Below are 24,783 nucleotides of genomic sequence, written 5' to 3' on the forward strand. Positions count from 1 at the left end.
ACTTCCGCTTGCCAGCAGGTGGACGGCAAGGAGTCAGGATGGCATGCGTCAAGGTGGAAATGCAGGAGCCAATGCGAACGGAAAGTCACTATGATTCGTTTAACCCGATTAAGTGGCGAGCCTTTTATTCTCAATGCAGACCTTATCTGCTATGTTGAGGAAAGGCCGGATACATATATCACTTTGACGACGGGCGAACGCGTGGTGGTACGGGAATCGATGGACGAGGTCCTGCGGCGCGCAGTCGCCTATCAGCAGGCCAAATATTGGCTCCCTCCGCACAGGCCCGCGCATGGCCATTCCGGTGACACCGCGAAGGAGGCTTCCTGAATATGGATATTGCGTCCGTCATCGGAATTCTGGGTGGTTTTCTGTTGATTGTGGTGTCGATCGCAATAGCACCCGGCGCCTCGGCCAAGGCGTTTATCGATTATCCTTCCATTGTGATGGTGCTGGGCGGTGCGATCGCAGCCTTACTCACTTCTATGCCGTTGCGGGATGTATTGAAAATCGGGGGAGTTATAAAAAAAGTTTTTTTCAATAAAAGTGATGATGTATCGGCACTCATCCAGCAGATAGTCTCTCTCGCAGAGACAGCGCGCCGCGATGGACTTCTAGCGCTGGAGAACCGTTTGCCGGAGATCTCTGACCCATTTATTGTGCTCGGGGTGCAGATGGCGGTGGATGGGACCAGGCCGGAAGTTATGGAGGATATTCTCCGCACTGAAATGGACGCCGTGGCGGCACGGCACCAGACTGGAAAGCTGATATTCGACCAGATCGGTAAGTTCTCGCCCGCTTTTGGAATGATCGGAACGCTAGTCGGGCTGATCATCATGCTGGGGAACATGAGCGACCCCAACGCGATCGGTCCGGGGATGGCGGTGGCCCTCCTCACAACGCTTTACGGGGCGATTGTGGCCAATGTGGTGGCTCTTCCTATGGCGGAGAAACTTGCACATCTTTCCCGTGAGGAACAAATACGCATGGAAATCGTCGTCCGCGGAATTATGGCGATCCAGGCCGGCGAGAATCCGCGGGTTATCGAGCAGAAGCTCCGGACATTCGTGCCGCCCAAGGCCAGGAAACAGCAGGAACAGAAAAAGGCGGCATGATCTGGCCGTGGCAGATCGGTTGAAACCTGAAGGTAGCCAGCATGGGACGATTGAAGCAGGAGTCCTCAGGTGGAGGCGGTGGGGCACCGGAGTGGGTGCTCACCTACGGTGATATGATGTCGCTCCTGCTGACGTTCTTCATCATGCTGGCGGCCTTGAGCGAGGTAAAAAAAGAGGATCAATTCGAGGCCCTCGCGGAAGCACTTCGGCGACGGTTCGGGAAATATGTGTCTCTCGATGAGCTGGCTCTCTACTACAAGCCGACGGTGGCCACTCCTCTTAAATCGGTGAGTGAAGGCCGGGAAAAGCTGGCCAAGACTTTGGAAGGGGCGAGTAAAGTGAAAGGACCTCGTGGCCGGGAGGCAAAGGTCCGGGCGATTCGGCCGGGGGATGAAGCGACGACGGGTGGGGTCGTGTTCTTTGAGGAAGGCACCGATCAGCCGCTTCCGGGATTCGACGAGGCGCTCAAAAAGATTGCCGAATCCCTGGCGGGAAAACCCCAAAAGATCGAGATACGCGGGCATACCTCGGCCAGGCCGCTGCCCCCGGGATCTCCTTTCCGCACGCATTGGGACCTTGCTTATGCCGAATGTCTTCGCGTGATGGAAAAACTCGTGGAACTGGGGATCGAACCGGAACGGATTCGGATTTCCGTTGCTGCGGCCAACGAACCGCTTTACACGGATCCAGATCCGGAAAAGCGGAAGCAAAATGCCCGGGCAGAAATAGCCCTCCTCAACGAGCTTACCACAAGTGGCAGCATTTTCCCATCGAAAGGGGGGTAGTTTAGCATAATCTGGTTCTTTCACCGAGTTGCCCATTCCTCTTGTCTTGCTAATTCATCTCGTCTCATCCAGGCTGTTCTTGTTCTATAGTTTCATTAAGGAGCGAGTCTTCTCCAGTGGATCTCAGTGGGATAGGTACGGTGTCTTGTCGAGCGCGTCTGATTTGATTCCCGGAGTTTTCAGCCGTTAAGGATGGGAGACTTTGCAATGGCAAGCGCTGCCGAGAATGCTGGAAAGAAAGAGCAAACCGATCAACAAACTGCTGGTCATTCCACGCATCATGGGGCGATTCGGCTCAAATTGGCCGGTTTCATCGTAGGCCTGGTGGCGGTGGAAGCCCTTGCCGCGTACTTCATCCTGCCCGGTTCCACAAACGCGGGGCCCCCATCTCAGGAAAGTGAGAAAGCAGCGGCGAGTGCTGACACCCCGCACCAAACGGCGGCACCGGTTTCTGTGCCGGAAACGCAGATCGATCCGACGCAGGGGTTGGGAACCCCTGGGTCGGGCACGGAAGTTGAAGTGGACCTTGGGGAGTTCAGTGTCACTTCTTACCAACCCACCACACAGACGACGCTGAGAATTGACTTCCACCTGTGGGGGACAGTGGACCAGTCGCTGGAGAAGGATTTTCAAGCGGCATGGGCCAAAGCAAACAATCGGGTGAGGGACCAGATTTTGGTGATTGTCCGCAGCGCCGAACTGTCAGAGTTGACCGACGCCGGATTGGGGTTGATCAAAAGAAAGATTTTAGAGAAAGTTAACCACGCACTGGGCAAGCCCTACCTGAAGAGCGTCGTCTTCAGCGAGTTTTCGTTCCTTGAGCAATAAGGTCGAGGCTCGATCGGTGGCTGCGGCTGCCGAAGTGCCCAGCCCTTTCGCGCCAGGTTGATCACGGAAGTCCCCGGACAAGGAAGGGATTCCCATGGCGGGCGACGAACAACTCAGCCAAGAAGAAATCGAAAAGCTGCTACAATCGGCGAAGCGGCAACCAGCAGGCAACTCTTCCGCTGCTTTGGACGGAACGGCCGCGAATGCGGCCGACGATGCCAACCGACCGCTTTCTCAGGATGAGATAGAAAAGCTTCTGCAACAGGCGGGACGATCGCCGGCAACACCACCCCCCGCGGCGAAACCGGCTCCCTCCGCCAGCACAACCTCGGAGGGTGCAGAGGCCCAAATTCATCCGGCCGATCTTGATTATCTATTTCGGCAGGCGGAGCAAGCACTGGCCTCGCTGGAGTCTGACCAAGCGGGAAATCTGCCGCCGGGGTTGGCCCCCTTCGAGTTCACGGAGTTTTCTGGTGCCCCTCCCTCAACCCAGGCGGCAACGCTCGACCTCCTGAAGGAAGTTGAACTGGACGTTCAGATCGAGCTTGGCCGCACGCGGTTGTACCTCGAGGATGTGCTTCGCCTCCGCAAGGGAGCGGTGGTCACCCTCGACAAACTCGCTGGCGATCCCGTCGATATCTATGTGAACGGACGGTTGATCGCGCGGGGAGAAGTGCTCGTTTTGAACGATAACTTTTGCATTCGAGTCGCGGAGCTCGTGGCGGGGCGGCAACCACAGGCGGATGCCGAAAATTAATCTGGGCGGCCGGACAATAATTTCATCGATAGAGGGATTGATTTTAGAGGAATGAATAAATAATCAGGGCAACGAATCAATTGGAAAGCGCGCCTGGAAAGGAGTCCCAGTGTGGCGCGAAGACTGTCTAATAAAGATGGCAATATTCGTCCTTTAGTCCTCGCGCTGTATTATAACGCGGGGGCGGTTGTGCCTTCACTTCTTTTTCCACCGGCGTACCATCTCAGCAGGCACCTTATTCCCTATCCATGCCAGGGGGTGCGAACCGGTTCGATTCTCGTTCTCTTACTCTGTCTTTGTCTGGTGCTTTCTCCACGGGTAGGACAGGGGCAGGCGAGTCAGGGTTTTCCGGATCAATGGCCGACCAATCCGGGCGGCGTTTCCCCCGGATTTGACGCCCCAGCGCATAGCAGTCAATTCTCGCCTAATGTGGTGGAACCTTCTCGCTTGGACAATGCCTGGGCTGTCGGTCCAAGTGCCGCTCCGGAAGTGCGGATGAAAACGCTAAACCCAGGTGAAAGCGCTGCGTCAGGCTTTTCTGCGGGACAGGGGACCTCCGTGGTCGCAGGACGCAACAGCGTGAGGGAAGCACCGCCGGGTGGCGGGGAAGGAATCCGCATTTCCCGGCGTGATCCCGAAAGGCGGGGGCCGACCTCGACACCGAGCCCTGTCCAGCGTTTCGCGCCGTGGGTTACCACGATCGGCGCGCTGGCGGTGGTCGTGGGTGCTTTCTTCGTATTCGTCTGGGCGCTCCGTCGCATCAACCCGCAGGGCCACCAGGTCCTACCTCGTGAGGTGGTCGAAGTGCTGGGCCACACGTCGCTTTCCGCGCGGCAGCGCCTCTGCCTGATTCGCCTGGGACGGAAGGTCATCCTTGTGGCGATGAGTACCGAAGCTGTCGAGCCGATTGCCGAGATCGATGATCCAGTTGAGGTGGACCGGCTTGTGGGTTTGTGCGCGTCACAACGGCCGCACAGCTCCACCCAGGCCTTTCGTCAGCTTTTCAACAACTATGTCAACGGACACGAAATTGTAGAAAGATAGTGCATTTTTGAATAACAGGGGAAATGACCGCTATATTCCGCCATGGCCGAAATAACTTTGACCGTGAGAGACCCTTCGGGCGATCCGCGATGCTATTTGCCCGTCTTCGGTCTGTCGTGCGGCGTTGCCCGATGGTGTGTGTCTGTACATTCCTTCTGGCAGCGGTAACGGCACTCTGTGGACCGCGGGCCCTTGCGGATATTCCGGCTTCCAATCGGCCGCTGTCGCTGGAATTTCCTTCCACCTCGACCAATTCGGGAAGTCTTTCGCTGCTCGATCCGCAGAACTGGACCAGTCCGGAGGGACTCTCCAGTGCCCTCAAAATCATGCTTCTTCTTACGGTGCTGAGCCTGGCGCCGGCAATTATTCTCATGACGACTTCTTTTATTCGCGTTATTGTTGTTCTAAGTCTTCTCCGCCAGGCCCTGGGTACTCAAAACCTGCCACCGAGTCAGGTGATTACCGGTCTATCCCTGTTCATTACCCTGTTTGTCATGGCCCCAGTATGGCAGGAGGTTTACCAGCAGGCAATTGTTCCCTACCAGCAGCGTCAGATCAGTCTGGAGGAGGCATGGGAACGCGGGCAAAAGCCAATTCGCCGGTTCATGTCGTTGCAGATTGAACGGTGCGACAACGCCGAGGACGTGTGGCTGTTTTTGCGGTACGCGCACCTCGAAAAAGAACCGGAAACCTACGACGATGTGCCCCTTCAGGTCCTGGTGCCCGCGTTCATGCTCAGTGAATTGAAAACTGCTTTTTTAATTGGTTTTCAGATATTCCTGCCGTTTTTGATTATCGACATGGTTGTTTCCACGGTGTTGGTGTCCATGGGCATGCTCATGATGCCGCCTGTGCTGGTATCGCTCCCGTTCAAGTTGCTCCTGTTTGTGCTGCTGGACGGCTGGCATCTGGTGGTGGGCATGCTGATGGAAAGCTTTCAGCCGATCACCTGAGCTTTGCTCCGGCGGGCTTCAAAGAGGAACTAATTCTTTCAAAAGGACAATTTTACGTTGAGTAAATCGCCAATCAAAGAGATTAAGGAGTTTGCCATGGATACACAGGCTGCGGTGGACTTATTCAGGACAGCGATTTGGGTGGGATTTCTCATAAGTGCTCCCGTTCTTCTAGCAGGAATGGCCGTCGGACTGGTCCTGGGGCTGCTCCAGGCGGTGACGCAGATTCAGGAGCAAAGCCTGGTGTTTGTTCCCAAGGTTGCCGTGATGGTTATTGTCTTTTTACTCACATTGCCGTGGATGCTGGTACAAATGATTGAATATTCGCAGGAGTTGCTGAAAAGCATGTCGGGTATTATTTATTAACAGGAATGGTCATTCGAGCCACCAAAATCTGGGGGATACTAAAAAAGTGACTGTTTATTTCGGGCTGGATACCCATCGGATACGGAAGTGCGCGAGGGAAACAGCGAAGGGATAAATGGTAATTTCAGCGTGGACGGTTGGCTATCCACGTCCAATGCGGTGGGAACGATGCACGAAGCGACGCGGTCGGAATTGCAAACGGTGAGATGGTCGCTTACTTGCTGAATCAGTTTATCGCGCTGATGCTCGTCTTTATCCGCATGACGGGCCTGGTTCTTTCCGCGCCGGTACTTTCCCATCGTCTTGTGCCGATGCAAATTCGCGTTCTCCTGGCACTGGGCCTGGCCGTGCTGATTTTACCCGTGGTGACCGTTCCCCTGCCGCAGGTGACTAATATTCTGGAATTTACTGTGATGGTAGCGTCGGAACTGGCCGTGGGGTTTGTCCTGGGGTTGGGGGTGATGTTGATGATCCAGGGGATGCAGTTGGCGGGGGAGATCGTCTCGCGAATGGCGGGGTTGGGAATCGGCGACATTTACGATCCAACAAGCGATAGCGAGCTATCCGGCTTCAGTCAGTTCCTCTTCATCGTGGGATTGATGGTATTCCTGGTGACGGGTGGAGAAAAGGCCCTGTTGAGCGGGATTCTGGAAAGCTACGCGGTTCTTAAACCCGGTGTCGTGCTTTCGGTTCATGATGCGGCCACACTTCTTCTGGATTGTGTGACGCTCAGTTTCGTTTTGGCGGTTCGGGTGGCCGCTCCCGCCATGGCGGCCCTGCTCACCGTGACGCTCGTTCTGGGGCTGATTAGTCGAACCCTGCCTCAGCTCAATCTTCTCATGCTGGGTTTTGGGCTGAATGGCATGGTGGCGCTGGGGACGCTCCTTCTTTCGATAGGATTCATTGTGATGATCTTTGAGCAGGACCTGGCCAACACGTTTCAGCGGGTGTTTCCCTGGACGGCCGGATCCTAACGGGAGTGATCGTCCCGACCGCAAGCCATGCCGGACGATGCTGGTGAAAGAACGATCGAGCCAACGCAGCACCGGCGACAGAAGGCCCGCGAGGAAGGGCATGTCGCGCGGAGCTCGGACCTCGTCTCGGCGCTGGTTTTACTGGCAGGAACAGGTGCGCTCTTGGTCAGCGGAAGGGCCCTTGTGGAAACGGTGGTCGGCTTGACGGAGCGTCATCTTGGTGGCGAAGCCTGGCTAACAACCGACGTGAACACGGCCAGCGCCATGTTCCTTGAGGTAACCCAGGAGATCGGACAGGCACTGGCGCCGCTTCTGTTGGCTGTGGTGATTGCCGCAGTGGTGGGACATTTTATTCAGTTCGGTTTCCTGTTTTTGCCCCAGAAGGCTGCCCCCGATTTGACACGGATTGATCCGCTCAAAGGCTTCGGGCGAATTTTTTCCCTGGCGAATATTGTGCGCCTATTATTCGGTATATTCAAGATTTTAGTCGTGGGAGCTGTGGCGGCTGTCTATCTGGCATCGAAAGTCGATTCGATATTTCTTCTGGGAGCATTGTTGCCCGGGGAGATTGCCAGTTTCCTCGCGGAGTTACTCGTCTGGACAACGCTCCGGCTGGGGATCGCGCTGTTGATTCTGGCGATTCTTGATTTTGGATTCCAGTACTGGAAGCGCGAGCAGGACTTGAAAATGACCCCTCAGGAATTACGCGAAGAGCTGAAAAACCTTGAGGGTGATCCCCAAATTGCGGCGAGACGCAAAGTCGTTCAGCGGCAACTGATGCTCAATCGGGTCAACCAGGCGGTGCCCAAGGCGGACGTTGTGGTGACCAACCCCACGGAGTTGGCGGTGGCGCTCAAGTATGATCCCGAGACGATGGCGGCCCCGGTGGTGGTAGCCAAAGGAGCGGGCCTTGTCGCACAGCGAATCCGCAAACTGGCCGAAGAGCATGGTGTGCCCATTATTGAGAAGAAACCCCTGGCCCAGGCGCTCTATCGCACTGTGGAGGTCAATCAGCCCATTCCGGAAGACCTTTACGCAGCCGTTGCCGAAGTGCTGGCGTATGTCTATCACCTGAAAGGCAAAAAGGTGCCGCCGCCGAGGGCTGCATGATCGATGCACGAATTTGCAGAAGGAGTATCCACGACTTTCCCCGCGTCAGAACATCATTTGTCGCGCATTCAGGCGGGACGGGATGACGAGGTTCGCGAGGGTGTGGGAGCGCTGGCCAGATCGTGAGACTCCGGAAGGGGGTACCCGTACTTTTCGAAGAAAAATCGCCACCGGTGGGCAATTTCTCGCTGAACGGCCGGATCCAGCTCAAATTTATTCCGCTTGTAGTTGGACCGTTCGGCGATGAATTCTCGGAGGCGTGGCCGGATTGTCTCGAAATCGCCAAGATCGAGCTCTCGGTAGAGCCTTTCCATTTCCCGCTCAGGATCGGCGACGAGAGCTTCATAACTGACCTCGGCCAGTTGGCCGGTCGGGACCAACGGCCGTGCCCGTTCAAAGGCCTCGTACATCCGGCAGAAAGTTGTCAATACCCGTTCTTCCAGCCCCTGATAGTGGGGAACTTGCAGGGCTTCGTCCTTGGAAAGCCGTTTCCAAAGGTTGATCGTCGAAGGATAAACGGCCAGCGGATCGCGGTAGATGTGAACGAATTTCGCTCGGGGAAACATCTCCAGAAGGACCTTGATCCGGCAGGTGTGCGGGGGTGATTTGAGGACAATCCGTTTTCCGCTCTGGATCGTCACCGCTTTCAGGAAGGTCAAGAACGCTTTTTTCCACCGCTCGAGTTCGCGCTGGGGCACATTTTCGAGGGTCAAATAGGCATCATAACGAGGCGGTTCGTTGGGGAAAATCAAACTCAAATAGGGCGAGGGCACGCCCATGTTGCACAGAGCGAACTCATCTTCCTGAGGGCGGTTCCAATCGAACGGCATGTTATCGATCGGCCGCATTTTGGGCATGAGCAGCCCCACCAGCGGAGCCAAAAACCAGCGAGACACAAGAAAGTGGTTGGGGGCGAAACACGCGTAGCTGTCAGGAAATCCAAATCGCGGGTCGAGGATGAACATCTCGTGAAGGAGCGTTGTTCCCGATCGCCAGTGCCCGATGATGAAGATCGGGTCATCGACCAGAGCTGTGCGTGCGATCTTCCTTCCGTAGACGAGTTTCTGGATGAGGGCCAAAAAGGAGTTAAAAAGTCCAATCAGCGTGATGAGGATGGCCATGCCGAGACGGCGTGGGGCGATCTTGAAGCGATGGTCGGCCATCACCTTAACCCAACCCCAGAATGTAATACCATCCCAAAATCGAGGGATCCAGGGCCGATCGCGATAGCCGCCGACTTCTTTTGCCTTGACGCCGTTTTTTGACATGCTTGCCTCGTGCGTGAAGTTGGACGGATGGTCAACACGGAAGATTCTGGAAAGGCGAGAAGCGGAGTGGCGGGGACGGACTTCTGACATATTCTTAGCAACCTATCCAGAATTCTCATTTTACCACATCCGTATCGGCGTGGCGACTGGCCTGCGTCTTTTGGTTTGGAAAACATTTCCCTCATCGGCATTGTGGCAAGTCAGAATCCAGCCCGGCCCCGGATTGGCTTTTGTCATGCGGGTGCGAAGCGAAAACAATCTGGACCTTTCAGGCCGTTTTCGTTATCGTTGGCCCCCTGCGTAGGACCCATCTGGGCGAACGCCGCAAAGGGTGTGGGAGTGGAATCTGGGAGACCGGAGTGGCTGGGAATCCAGGTGTTCTTCAAACCCGGTTGAGCATCGTCAAACCACAGGAACTTATTTTTCCTGTGGCGATCATTGCCAGCGTCATTGTACTTCTGATTCCGCTGCCGGTGTGGCTGCTCGACTTTCTCTTAGCCACCAACATCACCGTGGCCATTATCATGCTTCTGACGACCATCTATGTGGCCACACCTCTGGAGTTTAATATTTTTCCCTCACTTCTCCTGGCTACCACGTTGATGCGGCTGGTTCTCAATGTAGCGACGACCCGCCTGATCTTGACACGAGCCGGGGAGGCCGGTTTGGAAGCGGCAGGGAGCGTCATTCGATCGTTCGGGGAATTTGTGGCGGGCGACCAAATCGTTGTCGGTCTGATTATTTTCGTAATCATCGTCGTCATTCAGTTTGTTGTGATCACCAAGGGTGCCACCCGTATCAGCGAAGTGGCTGCCCGATTCACTCTCGACGGCATGCCCGGGCGACAAATGGCTATCGACGCCGATTTGAACGCCGGGATCATCGATGAGAAAGAGGCCCAGCGGCGGCGGGAGGAAATCACACGGCAAGCGGACTTCTTCGGGGCAATGGACGGTGCCAGCAAGTTTGTACGCGGCGACGCCATCGCCGGCATTATTATTACGTTAGTGAATATAATCGGTGGTTTATTTATTGGGATGGTTCAGTTGGGGATGCCGTTCTCTCAGGCGGCGGCCCTGTACACGAAATTGACCATCGGCGATGGTCTGGTGAGCCAGGTTCCGGCATTTCTGATCTCTCTCGCTGCCGGTTTGCTTGTGACGCGGAGCAGCAGTCAGGTCAATTTGCCGGTGGAATTTCTTCGGCAGATGTTCGGCCGTCCGCAGACCCTCGCCGTGGCAGGGGGCTTTCTGGGAATTCTGGTGTTTACGCAACTGCCGACGCTGCCTCTTCTGACGATCGGTGGGGCATGTGTGGCCTCGGCCATTTTGCTGTCTCAGAAGGCCAAGAAAAAGAAGCTTACTGAAGAGGCCAAAAAACAGGCAGAAACCGCCAAACCTCAGGAAGAGCGTATCGAGGATTATCTGCTGGTGGACCCGATGGAACTGGAGATCGGTGTCGGGCTGATTCGCCTGGCCGATCCTAAGCGCGGAGGCGATTTACTCGAGCGCATTCACCGCATCCGTAAGAACATTGCCGCGGACATCGGGATCATTCTACCGAAGGTTCGGATTCGCGATAACTTCCAACTCGATCAGCATCAATACCGAATCAAAATCGCCGGCGCACCGGTTGCCACGGGGACTGTTTATCCGCAGTTGCTCCTGGCGATGGACTCCGGGATGACGACGGGAAAGGTTCAGGGGATTGAAACCCGTGATCCAGCTTTTGGTGCACCCGCGTTATGGATTGAGCCCTCGCTCAAGGAGAAGGCAGAGATGTACGGCTATACGGTGGTGGAACCGGCGGCCGTGATCGCCACGCATCTTACAGAAACCATTCGGCGGCATGCGGACGAAATCCTTACCCGCGATGCTACCAAGCATCTCATCGAAGAGTTGAAAAAGACTTCACCCGCCGTTGTGGAGGATCTTATTCCCAACGTGATGCGTTTGGCGGAGGTGCAGCAAATTCTGCAGAATCTGCTGCGCGAAGGTGTGTCGATTCGGCAGCTTGGATTGATTCTGGAGACACTGGGCGACTACGCACCGCGGACGAAGGATCCCATTTTGTTGACCGAATTCGTCCGTGCCCGATTGGCCCGTGCGATTTCCACACGCTATCGCGATGCCGAGGGGCGGATGATGGTGGTCACGCTCGATCCTGTCCTGGAGGATCGGATTCGTGCCGGATTCGATCACACGGAGCGGGGCCTGTTTATCAGAATGTCACCCCAGAGCATCGAGGCCCTTTGCCGAGCGATCGGCAAGGAAATTTCCAAATTGACCACGCAGCACAGGCCACCCGTCCTGCTGGTCAGTCCGCAGATTCGGGCTGCCTTGAAGGAGATGACAGCCCCCTATTTACCCCAGCTTGTGGTGCTCAGCTATAACGAGATCACGCGGGACACGAAGATCGAGGCCGTTGGAATGGTGACGGACACCACGTGATGAAGAGTGTCAATGAACGTGCGGATGGAAAACACGCAATCTGACACGGGGCGCATAACGGGAAAAGCGAGGTTAGCGACAAGAGATCAGGCCAAGAAAGTAAACGTTGATCACACCGTCGGTGTTACGGGAAAGGAAAAGCACATAAAGGACATAGCGACAGGCAATTTTTCCATTGTCCAGTGGGGAGCTTTCGGTTGGGGAACTTGATTATGGACAACGTGGAAATTCGGACATTTCGGGCCAGCACAATGCATGAAGCGTTGGCGCTGGTGCGACGGGAGATGGGGCCCGACGCGGCCATTCTGCGAACGCGCGAAGTCCGCGCGCGTCGCTGGTTTGGGCTGTTGCCCGGACGACCGGAAATTGAAGTGGTCGCCTCATTTGGTGTGAATGTTCCGAGCCGTTTGCCTGCGGAGACGGGCACGTCTTCGCCATCCCGCCGCCCGCCCGCGGAAGGTGGTCTATCACTGGAACAGCCGGCGCCGGAAACCCGCGCGCTGATTCTCCGCGCAGCCCACGCGGGCATGGAGGTCCAGCAAAAGCTGGAAAACATGGAGCACATGCTGCGCAGCCTGTGCCGCCGAGCCGGCTCTTCCGGGCTGTACGATTGGCCGGAGCCCCTGTTTCGGGTGTATGCCGATCTTATCGACGCGGACCTCAGCGAGGAGGATGCGCGAGAACTGCTGGAACGCGTTCGAGGAGAATCCCTGCGAGACCGAATGGACGAGCCGATGCTCATTAAGGCTCGGCTGGCAAGAATTCTGGAAAGCGAGCTGGCGGCCACTCAGCCGATTAGGTTGACTCCCGGGCGATGTCGGGTGTGTGCCCTGGTTGGACCCACCGGCGTCGGAAAAACGACCACCATCGCGAAACTCGCCGCCAATTTTCGGCTGCGGGAGAACCGCCGGGTGGGGCTCATCACCATGGATACCTACCGCATCGCCGCCGTCGAGCAACTTCGCACCTATGCGGACATCATCGATCTGCCCATGCGCGTGGTATCAACGCCTCGCGAAATGCAGGAAGCCGTTAGGAGTTTTGAAACGCTGGACCTTGTCCTCATCGACACGGCAGGACGAAGTCCCAAAGATGACATCAAAATCCGTGAGCTGCGCACACTCCTCACGGAAGCTGCGGCGGACGAAATCCACCTGGTGCTGAGTAGCGTGGCGGGAACAAAGGCCCTCCTGCAGACCCTTGAGCGGTTCCGGACGGTACGGCCAACGGCGCTCATACTCACCAAGCTCGATGAATCGCCCTCTTTTGGCGGACTGCTACCGGTGTTACGGGCTGCCGGGCTGCCCCTCAGCTATCTCACAAACGGTCAAAATGTCCCCGATGACATCGAGACGGCTCAACCCGCCCGAGTAGCACGGCTGATTCTGGGGATGGAAGGTCTCGTGAAGGAGCCGCACGCGTAATCACTGCAAAACGTTCGGAAACACGAACAACAAATCGTGGCATCGAGCTTCGGCGCTTTGGGTCAACAGGGCCACGTGACCCGCAGGTAAAATCGTGAAACAACGGCATTCGGTCAGTGCATGAGAAGGAAGGAGGCTGAAGCGTAACCCGCAAGAAACAGGCTGTTGCACCCCAAAAAAGCGGCAGTGTCGTACTGCGAGTAAAGAATGGACGTTCGTTGCACACGACATACGTTGACCATGCAAGACCAGGCGTTTCGGCTGAGACAACTGGTTGTGGAAAGACGCCAGGGCAAGTTCCCATGGCCGAGCATTTTTCGCGTCGGTGTGTGGGGGGTGCAGGTGGGTGTGGGCGCGACGACGGTGGCTAAAGCTCTTCACGCATCTTTACGGCTACGGGGACTTAAGGCCCAGTACGTAGGTTCGCGAATCGGTAACACCCGCGTGCGTGAGGCGATGGAGTCGGACGGTTTCCTCCCCGCTTCGGAGGGACCGGATCTGAACACTGAGGCAATCCGAGCGGAGCATGGTCCGCTTGGCCATACCGGGCGAGAGTTACTGGCTGGCGACGGATTATTCACGCGGGAAGTTGATCTCTCCCAGGTGGCGACAACACCAATTTTTAAAGAGGAAGGGGGAATAAGTTCCATTTGCTGGATTGTGACGGATTGCGAATCGGGCGAAGGCGAAGCTCCCAATGCCGATTGGAGTTGTTTCGAGGCGGTCGTGCTTGTCACCACTGCGGAACCCCTCGCTGTGATGACGGCCTACAAGTGGCTCAAGCGTTTTCGCGATCACGGAGTTCCCCAGCGGAGTATCGTGGTGGTCAATCGCACGTGTGATCTGACCGTTGGCACGGAAATGGGGCATCGACTCCAGGTTGCCTGCGAGCGGTTCATGGCCGTCAGTCCCCCGATTGCCGTACTTCCGGAGGTGTCCAGCTTGCGAGAAACGACCGTAAGGTTGCGGTCCTCGGAAAACGGGGGGAACCATCACCAGGTGGTTGACAGCGCCGTGGCAGAGCACGCAGAAGGATGGCAATCCGAGAAGACGTGGTGGAAAGCGATCAATGGATTGACGGAGTGCCTCTTCCGGCTGGTTTTGCCCGGGAATCCGTTTGCGGTTGGCCTTGCCCACCGGACAGGGCAGGACGAAGGTAGGGATCTGGCAAACTATACCGAGGAAAATGTTTATACAGGCTCAGTGGAAGATTTCGGTGGAGGAAAACAGCCTAAAGATCAAGAAAACCTCTGAATGTTGAACGCCACTTTAGCCGATAAAAATGGAGCACTCGAAGAATGTCTGGAATAAACCACAAGGCCCCTGATTACCTATCTCGGCCAATAAAGCTACAAAACTTGGGCAAGATTCGGTTTTTCCGCCAGAAAGTGGATCACCACCGTGGGTCGGATTTGTGCCGGAATCTTGGGACCTTTGGCGATGGTCGGTGCCATCGTTCATGGTTTGATCCACGGCGCGGATGTCAATGAAATCCTCTGGCGAAGTTGGGTGTGCCTTGTGGTTTTTTCCATTGTGGGAGGCGTTCTGGGGATCATTGCGGAGTCGGTTATCAGGGAGTCCATTCAACAGCGGTTGAAAGAAGAGCTGGCAAGCCGGGCTCAATCCTCTCAAGCTGCAGGGACGACCTGAAGAATTCCCATGGGGGGTGAAATCTGCGGGCGGGAATCGGGGAACCTGAGGGAATCATTGCAATATCGGTAGTGGCATCACGATCCAGGCACGGGGGAGACGCAAGGATGAGTCGCCCGAGAGCCACAAAGGCAGCGGCATCATCGACCGCGGTTCGATCTCGGCAGAAAACAGTCACACAACAGAAAACGGCGGATTCAAAGAGTTCATCTGGAGAGCGCACCATCAGGGAGGATTCTATGCCCACCACTGTCGCTCCGGAGGATGTGGAGCAGCTTTGGATCGAGTTCAAGAAAAACCCTCAAAATCAGGAATTGCGCAATCGTCTTATTGAAATCTACCTGCCCCTGGTGAAATACAACGCCGAACGAATCTGGGCGAGACTGCCTGAAGGCGTCGAGCTGGACGATCTCATTTCGGCGGGTGTTTTCGGCTTGATGGACGCCATTGACGCCTTCGATCTTTCCCGGGGTGTCAAGTTTGAAACATATTGTGTTCCCCGGATTCGTGGGGCGATGCTGGACGAACTTCGCACCATGGACTGGGTTCCGCGGTTGGTGCGATCGAAGGCCAGCAAGCTCAACGAGGCGTGCAAAGCGCTGGAAGCCAAATTGGGGCGTCAGCCGAGTGACTCCGAATTGGCCGAAGAGCTGGGCATGACGATCGAAGAGCTGGAAAAGATGAAGATGGAGGCCAGTGCCGTCAACCTCATCAGCCTCAACAAGAAGTGGTACGAAACGGACAGCTACAAAGACGTCCGGGAAATCGACATCCTGGAGGATAAAAAGGGTGAAGACCCCACCCGCCGGATTGAAAAAAGCGATCTCATGCGCTTGATCACCAAGGGACTCAGTCGGAACGAGCGACTCATCCTCATCCTGTATTACTATGAAGAGCTGACAATGAAAGAAATTGGCGCGACGCTCGATCTCTCGGAAAGCCGCGTCAGCCAGATGCACAGCGCCATTGTCCAGAGGCTACAGCAGCAACTCACACGTCGCCGTGCCGAACTGGGCACGTAATTCAGCAGCGATTTCCCTGAGCTGTTCTCCCCGCAATTGTGCGTAGGCCCTACGATACGTCCCTTCGGGTGTCTCCTGATAGGGACGCATTTTTTCCCTCCTGCACCTCTGCCAAAATAGTTGGCGCACTGACCTACCCCACGTTGTTTCCGCACCAGGAAAGGCGTGTGAACCCCGGCAACGTCTTGAGAAACGTAAGATTTAGCCCGGAGGAACCAGCTTGTCGGGTCCGTTTTTCCCGGAGGGACGTGCTTGTCACGTCCACCGTCGAACGTTCGATCCTCCATTCCCTGTCACCGGGCACGACAAGCGTGCCCCTCCGAAAGATTCCTCGGAGGGACCTGCTCCTCGGAGGGACCTGCTTGTCAGGTCTGCCATTGAACGTTCGATTCTCCATTGCCTCTCACCGGGCACGACGAGCGTGCCCCTCCGAAGGACTCCTCGGAGGGACGCGCTTGTCAGGTCCATGTCCCGCCGGTTAAACGGTAGGGGCAATTCATGAGTTGCCCCTACAACACATTCAGGCTTTGACTGCTCCCAGGTCCCAACGAAAAGTGGGGATGAGTCCGAGTTGCTGGCTGCTTGCATCGCTGCCGCCAATTGTTATAACACCTGGTGGACCTTTGGACGCGATCTGGTGAATCTGTGGAGCTGTTTAGTCCTACAGGAGACGAGGGTGAATTCCATGAAGCGACCGACGCTCTTGGTGGCAACGATTGCTTTGCTAGCGGTGGCCGGGCGGACTGCCATCGCCGTTGATAACAAAGTGCTTCCCCCCGACTATCGTCTGGACGACGCACGCTTTGGAAAACTGAAGACGCTCGACGATTACTTTCCTTTTCATCCGCCTCAGGATTTGAAGACCTGGGAAGCACGGCGGGAGCGCGTGCAAAGACAGGTTCTCGTGGCTGCCGGGCTTTGGCCCATGCCAGAGCGACCACCCATCCATGCCGTGATCCACGGGCTTGTGGATCGCGGCGATTATACGGTCGAAAGGGTCTATTTCGAGAGTTATCCGGGCTTCTACGTGACCGGCAATCTGTACCGTCCTAAGAATGGGAAGAAGCCCTATCCCGCGGTGCTCAGCCCTCACGGTCACTGGCAAAATGGCCGTTTTTATGATGCCGGCCCGGAAAAGGTCCTCTGGGACATTGTGAATGGAGCCGAGCGTTTCGAACGCGGTGGACGCTATCCACTCCAAGCCCGGTGCGTTCAGCTTGCCCGGATGGGCTGCATAGTCTTTCACTACGACATGGTGGGCTATGCCGACAGCGTGCAACTTCCCCATCGGCCTGGTGTGCGGGCACACATGAACACACCCACGCGCTGGGGTTATTTCAGCCCTCAGGCCGAGCTTCATCTGCAGAACATGCTCGGTTTGCAGACGTTCAATTCCATCCGGGCACTGGATTTTTTGTGCAGCTTGCCGGACGTGGACACCAAACGGATTGGGGTCACCGGGGCGAGCGGTGGGGGAACCCAAACTTTTCTTCTATGTGCGGTCGATCCCCGTCCCGCGGTGTCGTTCCCCGCGGTGATGGTCTCCACGGCGATGCAGGGCGGATGCACCTGTGAGAATGCATGTTATTTGCGGATAGACACCGGAAATGTGGAGTTTGCCGCCCTGTTTGCCCCCAAACCGCTGGGGATGACGGCGGCGGACGACTGGACCAAGGAAATCGCCACCAAAGGTCTGCCCGAACTCAAGCAACTTTACAGCCTCTATGGCGTTCCCGACAACGTGATGGCCAAGCCGCTGCTCCAATTTCCCCATAATTACAACTATGTTTCCCGAGAGGTCATGTACCACTGGATGAACAAGCATCTCCACCTGGGTCTGAAGGAACCTGTGGTGGAGGAAGACTTCGAGCCGCTTTCACGGGAAGAGATGACGGTTTGGGATGACCAGCATCCGCGTCCCGAGGGCGGTGAAGAATGGGAGCGGCGGTTCCTGGAAAACCTGACCACGCTCACGCAAAAACAGCTCGAATCCCTCATTCCGCAGGACGCGTCGGGTTGGGCGGAATTCCGCCGGATTATCGGTGGTGCCTACGACGTGATGATTGGGCGGCCGGTCCCGTCAGCGGAGGAAGTCAAGGTCGAGACCCTTCGCTCCGAAAAGCGGGAAGATGGTGAATGGCGGGCGATCGTGATTCGTCAAACCGCACGTCAGGAGAGTGTCCCCGCGTGGCTCATTCTTCCTCCAGGTAATGTGAAGGCCACCGTCATCTGGGTGGCGGAGAATGGGAAACAGGATCTCCTGGGCGAAGAAGGTCAGCTCCACCCGGCCGCCGCCCGGTTGTTGCGTCAAGGGGCGGCGCTTCTCCTGCCGGATCTTCTGGGACAGGGGGAGGCCACCCCCGATGGAACACCGATCGTCAAAGCCCGCCTTGTCCGAGAGGATTACGCGGGTTACACGTTCGGCTATAATCCGCCAATGTTTGCCCAGCGAGTCCACGATATTCTGCTGGCTGTCCGCGCCGTGAAGACGCTCCCTCCGTTGGCGGAGCGGCGGCTCGTACTTATAGGCCTCAAAGGGGCGGGGCACTGGGTGGCCGGTGCTCGCTGCCAGGCCGGCGAACTCGTTGATCTTGCCATCATCGACACGGGCGGCTTCCGCTTCGCATCGGTCAATGCCTTTGACGACCCCCATTTCTTCCCTGGCGCTGCGAAATACTTTGATCTCCCGGGCCTCCTCGCCCTGTCGGCGCCGCATGCGTTGTGGTTGGCGGGGGAAAGTAGTGAAAAAGCAGGACTGGTGGGCCAGGTTTATCGCGCGGCCGGATCGGAAGAAAAACTCAGGGTTTTCCCGAGCTTTGCACTCCAGGTTGACGCCGAGTGGCTTAACGAATTGGCCAACTGGATGGAGAAGTGAGGAGGGTTAGGTAAAGCTGTGATAATTTAGCGAACATAAACCTGGGCCGCATTGGGTCAACTCACTCACCGTCACGGCAGCCGGCTTCGTCCGCGGAGCGTTGTTGCCATTGTCGGCGCTCGATCCGGAATCGGCGGGGAGACCCGTGTTCCGCGATCACCTTTTCCCAGTAGGCTTCCATTTCCTGCTGGAATCGACGAAAAGCCTCCAACGAAACCCGGATGGGAACGGGGGTGTTTTCGTGAGCGTGACGGCTCTTTCGGCTGCAATCGAACTGGGCGCCGTTCATAACCATCCCCCTGTTGCGTGACTGGGTCTGGGAGCCACCCGCCGATCTTCCCTTTTGACGTATCGGCCGGTGGAAGGTCCCTACTGAGCCCAGGTTTTGGTCACCGTCTCTTCGTTCTCTATTTTACCAACGCCGGTTGGCGTTGTCTTTCTATTTGCTTCGACGGTTTTGGAACGGTTTGGGTTCGCAGGGTGTTTCTGGTTTTTTGATTCGGGATTTCACCTGGCTAGTCGCGGCCATTCCCACCAACTTGAATCTCGGGTGCACCACATCGGGGTTTGAGGACACTTTCTCAACACAAGCCAAGCCAAGGCAAAGTGGTGCAAAAGCCGTGCCTTTCCTGCTTTCCTCTGTGGGAGATGCGGGGGGAGCCAACGTAACGGGAAACGGGCCAACTCGCTGCCCAGCGTGATGTCGAGACACTGGAAACAGAGAATGGTTGCTCCTTGTCAAGCTTGTCTGGGAAAATGTACAGAAAACGGGTCAAAAAAAGTGCCCGGCGGAGAAAGGAATCCCCACCGGGCAGTCACCACGGGCTGGTGGTGTTTCCTTACTTTTTAACGCCGGAAGAAAGCTAAAGTTCCGAGGAATAGCTGGAACCTCAAGGCCGGAGTGCACCGCGGAGCGCGGAACGGTGTGCTTCTCAATTTCCGCCATGAAGGTTGGAGCAGCAGTTCCTTGAGAACCGGCGTGACAAGCGAGCCTCCGACTTATCGGCGATTCCCCGCAGTGAGGTCCGTATTTTGCGGGCCGGGCCTGTCACATCGGTTCTTCAAAGGAAGGGTCATCCATTTCCGTTGATTGAGCCAGGCAAGTGTTGGCTCTGCGATTCTTGGGAGGCACCAGGTTCTCTGGCCCGCTTAGGAAGTTGACGGAAGTCAACCAGTGCACGGAAGGCCCGAGCCGGGCGGGGGATATGCTGGTCGCCGACAAGCCATTTCAATGGAGAGTGTAAGTCGGCGGGGACCATATGTTTGTGTTTGGCGTCGCTGGCGCTGTTGACGGTAGGCAACACGAAGGTGTTCCAATCGCTACGCGTGGAAAGAGATCGCCAGAGAGCCCTGGTTTACCCGGCGGGATCATGCGATACCACCGGCACGACGCAGCGCACAAGGGCTTTTCAAAGGACCGGGACGGGGTCTGTCCGAAACAACTAGTGTGGGGCGGCACGCAGGGCAGAAAGGGCGAAGGGCCTGCCACGGAACGGCTTTTCATTCAGGTTCGCAACGAGAACGGTCTCTCACCTCTCGCACACGGTTGAAAACAGATAGCGCAGGAAAACTGCGAAAACACGCTTGTGGTGCGGGATTCTATTTGCTATGGCACGGACCCTGGCGGTAGGATATACTTTGCCAGGGAGAGACCATAAGCACATTGCTAATGAGGATGTGGTCTGGCCGGGGAAGCCGGTCAGGTCTGAGGTGGCGGACTATCAAAGGGAAGAGTAAAATCAGGTTCGGCGGCTGTTTGACGAGAAGACCAGGGAACGACATCAGGGGAGTTGTGCAATGCAGATTCATGGACCCAGCCATATTCATGGAGCTCAAGCGTTGAGTGGTCCGCATTTAAACCGGGCCAATCAAGTTTCGAGCTTCCAGGCGAGCACGCCCATCCAAGACGAAGTGCAAATCTCGGAATTGGGCCAGTTGCTGGATAAAGTCCATGAGCTGCCCGACATTCGGGCCGATCTTGTCGCCCGAATTCGACAGGAGATCGCGGCAGGGACGTATGAAACCGAAGAAAAATTGAGCATTGCCCTGGATCGCCTGCTGGATGAAATCGGTTGAACGTGGCGGACTATCGCGTTTCTCCCATCGAACCGCCGGAGCCTCCTCTTGTTCGCTTTGAGCGATTCCTGCGTGCGCGGGGCAGGCGGATGACCTCTCAGCGGCGCATCATTGTCACGGAAGTCTTCAGCCATCACGATCATTTCGACGCCGAAGACTTAATGGAGCACCTGCGGGAACGGATGAACTCGCGGGAGGTGAGCCGGCCCACGGTCTACAGGACTCTCAGCGAACTCGTCGAAGCGGGGCTGCTGAAACGGATGGTCATCCGGGATCGATATGTCTACGAGCATGAGTACGGATATCCCGAGCACGACCATCTCTACTGTCAGGGATGCCACCAGCTTTTTGAATTTCGGAGCGAAGCCCTCCGGCATATTCGGGAAAGCGTGGCGCGGGAATATGACTTCGAGGCCGTCACGCACCGGATGATGATCATTGGCTGGTGTTCTCAATGCCGAGCCAAGCGCGACTCTGGACAAATGCCCGAGGCGGACAATCCGCCCCGGGCACAGATGTGACAGCCTCGGAGCGGAGAGAAATTACCTCCGGTTATTTTTTCGGAGCCAGGAATTCTGCCAGGATGTCAATCTCTTCTTTGGTCAGCAAATTCTTGCCTGGTGTCTCTGGGAAAGCGTGGTAAGACGGCATGCCGTCATTGGTTTTGGGATAGAACCGCTTGGACTTGGGATCGGCCACAAACGCGGCAATCCATTTCTTTGACCCATAACCTGTCAGATCAGGGCCGGATCCTCCACCCACGCTGTAGAACTTGTGGCAATCGGCGCACGTAAAGTCCTCGAAAAGGTGGAGGGTGTCCTCATCGGGTTCGGGTGGTTCCTCGCCGTCCGGCCAGTCTTTCTTGGCTTCCGCGGCGAGGGCATCGATGAGTTTGTCAAACTCTTCTTTTCCGATATCACTGATCAGTTCGCGAAGGTTCCCTTTGACAAACTCGACCATGTCGCCCTTGGCAAAGGCTGTCTTGCCAAAGTATTTGTCAGAATCCACTTGTTTCGGATCCAGAAGACCGGCAATCCACTCGCGGGTGGCGAAGCCCCCCAGGTCGGGCGCAGCGGTCGAGACGGCCGGAATCCCGTTTTCCGGCAGCGACAAACCGTGGCAGAGTGAGCACTGAGCGAATTCCCACAGCCACCGTGCTTCCGCCTGACGGTCACCTGTTGGTCGCGCGGGGAGATCTCGCTTGCGGGCCTCCCACTGGCCCAACACGAACGTCGCCGGCGGGGGAGCCCCTTCTTCTTTTTCCCCCTCCTGCCCGTCGAGCGATTTTTCCGGCCAGTCTCCCCGGAGGAAGTTGGCAAGAATGCTCACCTGGGTAGGTGAGAATCGATTTTTCTCTGGCCGTGCAGCATCTTCGATAAACTGCGGCATTCGGTCGTTGCGAAGACTATAAAAATGCACATGCTGCGGGGAGGCGATGATTCCAATGAGCCATTCGCGCGACCCATATCCTGTCAAATCGGGTGCCTGGCCCACGGGACCGGCATCGTAGAATCGGTGGCATCGCGCGCATTCCTGGCTGGCGATGATTTGACGTCCTCGGGCGATCAATGCCACATCGCGACGATCGATTTCCCGCTGCGAGGGCAAACGTGCCTCCGCGGACAGCGCAGCGATCACTGCTTCCTGATCCTCGGGCGGGAGCTTGGTGAAGCGTTCCTCGACATAGCGAACCATCACCCCCGCGGCAAAGCGCGTATTGCCGAAGTACTTCTCGCTGGCGATCTGCTTCGGATCGAAAAACCCTTTCAGCCACTCCCGAGTGGCAAAACCGTAAAGATCTGGTGCGCTGGGATTGTCGCCGATCATCTTCAAGGATTCAGGGCCCGAGTAGTTGTGACAGCTCAAGCATTGCTGCTCATACAGGCGGGGGCCCTCTACCTTGGGGTCCTCACGGAGCAAAGTCAGTGCTCCGGCCGGTGGAATTCCTCCTCGCAAGGCAATGAGTTCCACGGTCCGTTTGGCTTCTTCTTCTCCGGCTGCCCGAGCTTTCTGAAAATCGGCATCCAGCCAATCATGTCGATACGAGGCATACGTGAAATACGCCAGACCTCCCACGATGACCAGCGTCACAAGGATGTTCCAAATGTGGCCCAGTTGCCACCGTCCCAGAATGGGCATGAGGATCACGAGAATGGCGATCAAGCCGGGAATCACGAAGATCGGCAGGATTTTCAATTCACCAGGGAAAATGTTAGAGAAGCCATACAGTCCGCGGAACGACCATTCAGGGCGAGCTGCCGCATAGAAGTGGGCGGGATCGGTATCGGCGGGAGCGCCCAACGGTGCGCCCATGTGTTCTGCTGGAGATTGCCACGCGGCCAGCGAACCAAGACCGGGAAGTCCCTGCTGACATGTGAACAGGAAGACCACGATCAGCGTCACGAGGCACGCCACGCCTTGAATGACAACAGGAAACCGCGGGTCGGGCCGGGCCAGCGGATAATCCTGGGGACGCTCTTCCACGGCCCGCGCAGCTCGACGGGAAAGAGCAGCATGGGCTAGGGCCAAAAGCCAGATCCCGATGCCGAATATCGCCACATGCAAGGCAAAGAAGCGAGTGAGGGTGAGGTGCCCAAATTCAGCCCCGCCTACTGCCAGCCGATAGAGCGCTCCACCGATTTGGGGCAGAAGCATGAGGAAACTCACACGTGTTTGCGTCGCGGCATAGCCTTCCTGGTCCCATCGGAGGAGGTCGCCCGTCAAACACGCGCCGAGGGCAAACGCCAGAAGAAGCAGGCGGGTCCAGAACACCCACTCCCGGGGCGCTGTATAAAACCTCGTGAAGATGCGGATGAGAATCGTCAAACCCAGAAAACCTACCAGAACCTGGGCACCCCAGTAATGCAGGCCGCGCAGCAACCAGCCCAGCGGGATTTGGTATTGAATGAAGTACACGCTCTCCCAGGCGGTCTGCGAGGAGGGACTGTAGTGCGTCCAGAGGAAAAACCCTGTGATGGCCTGCTGGACAAGGAGGAAGAAAATGACGGATAGGCAAATGGGCCACCAACAGCGGCCGAAAGCGTCGCAGCCCCCACCGCAGCTTGCCCGCCAGATCGAACGCCAGCCAATCCGGTCATCCAACCAATCGACGAAACTCATCGATTCACCTTTATAAGCAGTCAAAGGGTTGAGGTTGCTGTTTCTTCCTGAAGACCCCGGTTATAGCGGAGCCTAAATCTTGACAGATGGAAGGCCCCCGTGATTCGCACGTGTGTTTTCTCGTCCTTTTTTCCCACCGGCCACGGCGGTTGAATAAGGGCTTATCTCAGGCCACGGGAATTTTTTGAGCGGTTCCGACTTGAAAGTTTTGGAATTCTACCCAAATCTCCTGCCCGTTGCGAATTTCCACCGAGAGTGTATCCATGTCACGCGGGCTGGGGGAGACGGCGTCCAGACGTTTGCCGTCAAGATCGAAGCGCGCCAGGTGACAGGGACAGAAAAACTCGCCGGCATTGCCCTGACCCTGCGCCGCGCGGTACTCGATAGCACAGCCGGCGTGGGGGCACACCACGTGGAGGGCCTGGACTGTGCCATCGGGGAGTAGCCGCAAATACACGGCTCCCACTGGCTCCCGAGAAAGGGTCCAGCCGTTACGTTTCTCCGCCACAATTGGGAACTTTCTCGGTGAGCCGTCTTTCGGCAGGTTGTCGAGAGTGGTCAGCCGAACGAGAAGTCCGCCTTTGCGACCACTCCGCAGCGGTGCCAGGAAAGCAGCCAGGCCAGTAACCAGCGATGGGGCCAGCGCAATCAGTCCCAGGATCCAGGCTATCAGGCTGCCCAGCACGCCGCGGCGGTTCGGGGCAGAAGAAGGCACATTTGCCGCGCCACAACAGGGGGGCAAAGAACCGGACTGCGAAGTTCCCCGAGATTGCCCCGGCATTTCATTCTGTTGCATGGCTCAGCTCCGGTAACGCGCCGATGAATTCTCCGGCTCCTTGAGCTTCAGGTTAACACCCGCCAGTTTATAGCAAGCACAATCAAGCGTTTCCTTTTACGATGCCGGTCCGGCATTGGTTTGACCGGCCATCCTGCCCCGTTCCGGTCTTGCCCTCGTCGCGTGGTCGT

Annotated in this window: 23 protein-coding genes; 19 read left to right on the plus strand and 4 right to left on the minus strand. The window is 56.7% G+C overall.

Features of this window, described 5'->3' with window-relative positions; genetic code table 11:
• The first annotated feature begins 90 nt into the window (after nt 1-90).
• From THTE_RS04075 to flhB, 10 genes are all read left to right on the plus strand, one after another.
• Nucleotides 91-330, plus strand: coding sequence for a flagellar FlbD family protein (locus tag THTE_RS04075; protein WP_095414233.1), 240 nt, complete (start codon nt 91-93; stop codon nt 328-330).
• A 2-nt stretch (nt 331-332) separates the two neighbouring features.
• Complete coding sequence (locus THTE_RS04080; protein WP_095414234.1) at nt 333-1,115, plus strand: motility protein A; 783 nt, start codon at nt 333-335, stop codon at nt 1,113-1,115.
• 41 nt (nt 1,116-1,156) lie between these two features.
• Nucleotides 1,157-1,900 carry an OmpA/MotB family protein gene (locus tag THTE_RS04085; protein WP_095414235.1) on the plus strand — a complete coding sequence of 248 codons (744 nt, stop codon included), beginning with the start codon at nt 1,157-1,159 and terminating at the stop codon, nt 1,898-1,900.
• Between the two features lie 207 nt (nt 1,901-2,107).
• A complete protein-coding gene (locus tag THTE_RS04090) occupies nt 2,108-2,728 on the plus strand; it encodes a flagellar basal body-associated FliL family protein (RefSeq protein ID WP_095414236.1) in 621 nt (206 codons plus the stop codon).
• 94 nt (nt 2,729-2,822) lie between these two features.
• Complete coding sequence (fliN, locus tag THTE_RS04095) at nt 2,823-3,485, plus strand: flagellar motor switch protein FliN (RefSeq protein WP_095414237.1); 663 nt, start codon at nt 2,823-2,825, stop codon at nt 3,483-3,485.
• Nucleotides 3,486-3,596: 111 nt separating this feature from the next.
• The gene (locus THTE_RS04100) at nt 3,597-4,529 is read left to right on the plus strand and encodes a flagellar biosynthetic protein FliO (RefSeq protein WP_095414238.1); all 933 of its coding nucleotides are present in this window, start codon (nt 3,597-3,599) and stop codon (nt 4,527-4,529) included.
• 131 nt (nt 4,530-4,660) lie between these two features.
• Nucleotides 4,661-5,482 carry a flagellar type III secretion system pore protein FliP gene (gene fliP / locus THTE_RS04105; RefSeq protein WP_237260197.1) on the plus strand — a complete coding sequence of 274 codons (822 nt, stop codon included), beginning with the start codon at nt 4,661-4,663 and terminating at the stop codon, nt 5,480-5,482.
• A 96-nt stretch (nt 5,483-5,578) separates the two neighbouring features.
• Nucleotides 5,579-5,848, plus strand: coding sequence for a flagellar biosynthesis protein FliQ (fliQ, locus tag THTE_RS04110; RefSeq protein ID WP_095414240.1), 270 nt, complete (start codon nt 5,579-5,581; stop codon nt 5,846-5,848).
• A gap of 206 nt (nt 5,849-6,054) precedes the next feature.
• Nucleotides 6,055-6,822, plus strand: coding sequence for a flagellar biosynthetic protein FliR (locus tag THTE_RS04115; protein WP_095414241.1), 768 nt, complete (start codon nt 6,055-6,057; stop codon nt 6,820-6,822).
• 27 nt (nt 6,823-6,849) lie between these two features.
• Entirely contained in the window at nt 6,850-7,932 is a 1,083-nt protein-coding gene (gene flhB, locus THTE_RS04120; RefSeq protein ID WP_095414242.1) for a flagellar biosynthesis protein FlhB, read from the plus strand.
• Between the two features lie 68 nt (nt 7,933-8,000).
• Here flhB and THTE_RS04125 read toward each other — a convergent pair whose 3' ends face one another.
• On the minus strand, nt 8,001-9,200 hold the full coding sequence (locus THTE_RS04125; RefSeq protein WP_157731716.1) for a sulfotransferase family protein: 1,200 nt from the start codon (nt 9,198-9,200) through the stop codon (nt 8,001-8,003).
• Nucleotides 9,201-9,559: 359 nt separating this feature from the next.
• On the opposite strand from THTE_RS04125, the gene flhA reads away from it, so the two are divergent.
• The 6 genes from flhA to THTE_RS04160 all read left to right on the plus strand — a co-directional run bounded on the left by flhA (nt 9,560) and on the right by THTE_RS04160 (nt 18,621).
• The gene (gene flhA / locus THTE_RS04130; RefSeq protein ID WP_237260198.1) at nt 9,560-11,650 is read left to right on the plus strand and encodes a flagellar biosynthesis protein FlhA; all 2,091 of its coding nucleotides are present in this window, start codon (nt 9,560-9,562) and stop codon (nt 11,648-11,650) included.
• A 212-nt stretch (nt 11,651-11,862) separates the two neighbouring features.
• Nucleotides 11,863-13,074 (plus strand): flagellar biosynthesis GTPase FlhF, encoded by a 1,212-nt coding sequence (flhF, locus tag THTE_RS04140; protein WP_207651778.1) that lies wholly within the window; start codon nt 11,863-11,865, stop codon nt 13,072-13,074.
• Between the two features lie 207 nt (nt 13,075-13,281).
• Nucleotides 13,282-14,328 (plus strand): MinD/ParA family ATP-binding protein, encoded by a 1,047-nt coding sequence (locus THTE_RS04145; RefSeq protein ID WP_157731718.1) that lies wholly within the window; start codon nt 13,282-13,284, stop codon nt 14,326-14,328.
• Nucleotides 14,329-14,514: 186 nt separating this feature from the next.
• Nucleotides 14,515-14,724 (plus strand): hypothetical protein, encoded by a 210-nt coding sequence (locus THTE_RS04150; protein ID WP_157731720.1) that lies wholly within the window; start codon nt 14,515-14,517, stop codon nt 14,722-14,724.
• 239 nt (nt 14,725-14,963) lie between these two features.
• On the plus strand, nt 14,964-15,746 hold the full coding sequence (locus tag THTE_RS04155) for a FliA/WhiG family RNA polymerase sigma factor (RefSeq protein WP_095414247.1): 783 nt from the start codon (nt 14,964-14,966) through the stop codon (nt 15,744-15,746).
• A 685-nt stretch (nt 15,747-16,431) separates the two neighbouring features.
• Nucleotides 16,432-18,621 carry an acetylxylan esterase family protein gene (locus tag THTE_RS04160; protein WP_095414248.1) on the plus strand — a complete coding sequence of 730 codons (2,190 nt, stop codon included), beginning with the start codon at nt 16,432-16,434 and terminating at the stop codon, nt 18,619-18,621.
• 61 nt (nt 18,622-18,682) lie between these two features.
• Here THTE_RS04160 and THTE_RS04165 read toward each other — a convergent pair whose 3' ends face one another.
• Complete coding sequence (locus THTE_RS04165) at nt 18,683-18,910, minus strand: hypothetical protein (protein ID WP_095414249.1); 228 nt, start codon at nt 18,908-18,910, stop codon at nt 18,683-18,685.
• A 1,319-nt stretch (nt 18,911-20,229) separates the two neighbouring features.
• Between THTE_RS04165 and THTE_RS18515 the strand changes: the two genes are divergently transcribed.
• From THTE_RS18515 to THTE_RS04180, 3 genes are read left to right on the plus strand one after another with little or no spacing between them, the layout of a single operon-like run.
• On the plus strand, nt 20,230-20,358 hold the full coding sequence (locus tag THTE_RS18515) for a hypothetical protein (RefSeq protein WP_257789938.1): 129 nt from the start codon (nt 20,230-20,232) through the stop codon (nt 20,356-20,358).
• A gap of 60 nt (nt 20,359-20,418) precedes the next feature.
• Nucleotides 20,419-20,697 (plus strand): flagellar biosynthesis anti-sigma factor FlgM, encoded by a 279-nt coding sequence (locus THTE_RS04175; protein WP_095414251.1) that lies wholly within the window; start codon nt 20,419-20,421, stop codon nt 20,695-20,697.
• A gap of 2 nt (nt 20,698-20,699) precedes the next feature.
• Complete coding sequence (locus THTE_RS04180) at nt 20,700-21,218, plus strand: Fur family transcriptional regulator (protein WP_237260248.1); 519 nt, start codon at nt 20,700-20,702, stop codon at nt 21,216-21,218.
• A gap of 31 nt (nt 21,219-21,249) precedes the next feature.
• On the opposite strand, the gene THTE_RS04185 is transcribed toward THTE_RS04180, so the two are convergent.
• Together THTE_RS04185 and THTE_RS04190 are read right to left on the minus strand one after the other, a co-directional pair.
• Complete coding sequence (locus THTE_RS04185; RefSeq protein ID WP_095414252.1) at nt 21,250-23,817, minus strand: cytochrome b N-terminal domain-containing protein; 2,568 nt, start codon at nt 23,815-23,817, stop codon at nt 21,250-21,252.
• 166 nt (nt 23,818-23,983) lie between these two features.
• The gene (locus tag THTE_RS04190; protein ID WP_095414253.1) at nt 23,984-24,613 is read right to left on the minus strand and encodes a QcrA and Rieske domain-containing protein; all 630 of its coding nucleotides are present in this window, start codon (nt 24,611-24,613) and stop codon (nt 23,984-23,986) included.
• Nucleotides 24,614-24,783 lie beyond the last annotated feature (170 nt).

Origin of the sequence: Thermogutta terrifontis (genome assembly GCF_002277955.1) — a bacterium.
Taxonomy (GTDB): Bacteria; Planctomycetota; Planctomycetia; order Pirellulales; family Thermoguttaceae; genus Thermogutta; species Thermogutta terrifontis.